Origin of the sequence: Achromobacter sp. Marseille-Q0513 (assembly GCF_018195695.1) — a bacterium.
Classification (GTDB): Bacteria; Pseudomonadota; Gammaproteobacteria; order Burkholderiales; family Burkholderiaceae_B; genus Achromobacter.
This window is the reverse complement of the sequence record NZ_JAGTJY010000345.1, coordinates 1-2148: the sequence shown is the minus strand read 5'-3', so window position 1 is coordinate 2148 and position 2148 is coordinate 1. Positions and strand designations below refer to the sequence as shown.

The window sequence follows — 2148 nt, the reverse complement described above, 5'->3', positions numbered from 1 at the left end:
CCAGCCGGCGCGGGCGGGGCGCGCTGGCCACGCAGGCCCCCTCCCTGTGCAACGACACGCTGGAGGGCAACATCCTGCGGGCCCGCCCCGAGGCCAGCCGCGAGGAACTCCAGCGGGCGCTGGAACAGGCCGCGCTGGCGGACTTCGTCAAGGCATTGCCGGACGGCCTGCGCACCCGCGTCGGCGAACGCGGCATGCAGCTGTCGGGCGGCCAGCGCCAGCGCATCTCGATCGCGCGGGCGTTCCTGAAGAACGCGCCGGTGCTGATCCTGGACGAGGCCACCTCGCACCTGGACACGCTGTCCGAGATGCAGGTGCGCGGCGCGCTGGACGCGCTGATGCGCCATCGCACCACGCTGGTGATCGCGCACCGGCTGTCCACCATCCGCGACGCGGACCTGATCCTGGTGCTGGACCAGGGCGCGCTGGCCGAGGCCGGCACGCACGAACAGTTGCTGCACAGGCAGGGGCTGTACGCGCGGCTGGCCCGGCGCCAGGGCGGACAGGAGCTCAGTAGCGCAGCGTCTCTGTCCTCCTAGCGCACATCGGGAACGCGCCGGCCCGCGCGCCCTCACGCGCGGGTCGACATGCTCAAGGCCGTCGCGGGATGCAAGCCAAGCGCGCAGCGACCTGCCCGGGCGTGTAGCCCGCCTGAGCCGCGCGTTGCGCGATCGTCTCCAGATTGACCGTGTCCGGGATCAGGCCCGACGCTGCGCCCCCGAAACGGACGGGCAGGATCAAGAACTGGATGCGATCCTGAATGGCGGCATAGCCCCGAATATCCGTCGCGCCCTGCGCCTGTCGTCCTGGTCGGCACACATCGCCGTTCACGTCGGGTGACGAACGAAACGGCGGCAGGACCGCCTCTTCCGGACCGCAACGCCTCGACGCCGCGATAGGACCCGGCCGTTGCGCGGACACTGCGCCATAGCGCAGCAACTGATGCAAGGCGATGGACCCCTCGCCGAAAGCCGGGCCGGTATCGCCAAATACGGCATAGGTATCCCGCAACCCGGCGCCGCGCACCAAGGCGACACGTCCCAGAAGATCCGGGTGGTCGCGGGGCGTTACGAGGACTGGCAGGCTTTCGGAATCCAGGTACGCGGGCTGGCCGGCAATCGTGTGCCGGAGCGATGTCGTGGAGACGTAGGTCTGGATGCGCTCGCCAGTGGCGGTTTCCGCCATGGCGCCGAACTTCAGTTTTCCCTTGCCGTTGCCGATGACGGAACGGCCATCTCCGCAACTGACCCGCTTCAGATCCGAGGAGTAGGGCTCGACCTCCATGGCAAACACGCAAAATTCTGACGTGCCTGGCCCGAACGCCTGCCGCTCCGCCTTGAGAAAATCCGCACGACATTCGGCGGTCTTGCACGCTGCCCAACCGCCCGATGCCGTCTTCCTGTTCAGCCCATTGGCGATGTAGGTGAAACCATGATCGCCGACCGTATAGGAATGCGAACCGCCATCGGGATTCACCGCCAGCGGCGCGCCAAGCGCTATCGTGCCATCCGGAAACACGCGTCCGGACAGCGCCCCTGCCTTGCCCGTCAGCGATACTGGCGCGCCACAATCGGTGAGTCCCTGCCCCGCCGCGCTCCATGGCCACGCACAGGCCAAGGCCACGCTCAACACGCTCATGCCACCGCGAAGATACATGGTCATCTCCTGGAAAGATCAGCCGCCTGTCTCGACAGCTATTGCACAACCAACGGCGCGACGGTCGTCGAAACTGGCTGACCCGTTTCCGCACAACTGGATATATCCAATTTCACAGATTGAGTCGCATCGATCGTGCTTGCGAAAAATGGCTTGTTGTTTTCGAACTTCACCGATTGAGCGATCCTGGCCGCGTACAGCGCGGCGACGCTCGCCGCATTGACTTCGGGCACTTTCAATTCTCCCAGGCTGCGACGCAGGTCCATCAGAATCCTGGTCGAGGCCGAGCGCGCGGCAACCACAACCTCCTGAAGATCCGGGGACACCACTGTGGAGACCTCCAATACCGTCGCCACGCACATCACGCGCTTTGCCGCCATGTCATAGATACCGGTCTGAGCGGCCAGCGAATACTGCTGCGCCAGCAGACTGGATCCCACAGCGATCCCCGCCCCGCTGGCGACGGTTGCAAAGTTCCCGACAATGCCCCCC

3 protein-coding genes are annotated in these 2148 nt (G+C 66.2%); 1 reads left to right on the top strand and 2 read right to left on the bottom strand.

The window, feature by feature from the left end; translation table 11 throughout:
* On the top strand, positions 1–539 hold a 539-nt coding region (locus KDH83_RS30490), incomplete at its 5' end, for an ATP-binding cassette domain-containing protein (RefSeq protein ID WP_212322730.1).
* Between the two features lie 52 nt (positions 540–591).
* On the opposite strand, the gene KDH83_RS30485 is transcribed toward KDH83_RS30490, so the two are convergent.
* The gene (locus KDH83_RS30485) at positions 592–1656 is read right to left on the bottom strand and encodes a hypothetical protein (RefSeq protein ID WP_212322727.1); all 1065 of its coding nucleotides are present in this window, start codon (positions 1654–1656) and stop codon (positions 592–594) included.
* Between the two features lie 38 nt (positions 1657–1694).
* A partial coding sequence (locus KDH83_RS30480; protein ID WP_212322724.1) for a hypothetical protein occupies positions 1695–2148 on the bottom strand: 454 nt, incomplete at its 5' end.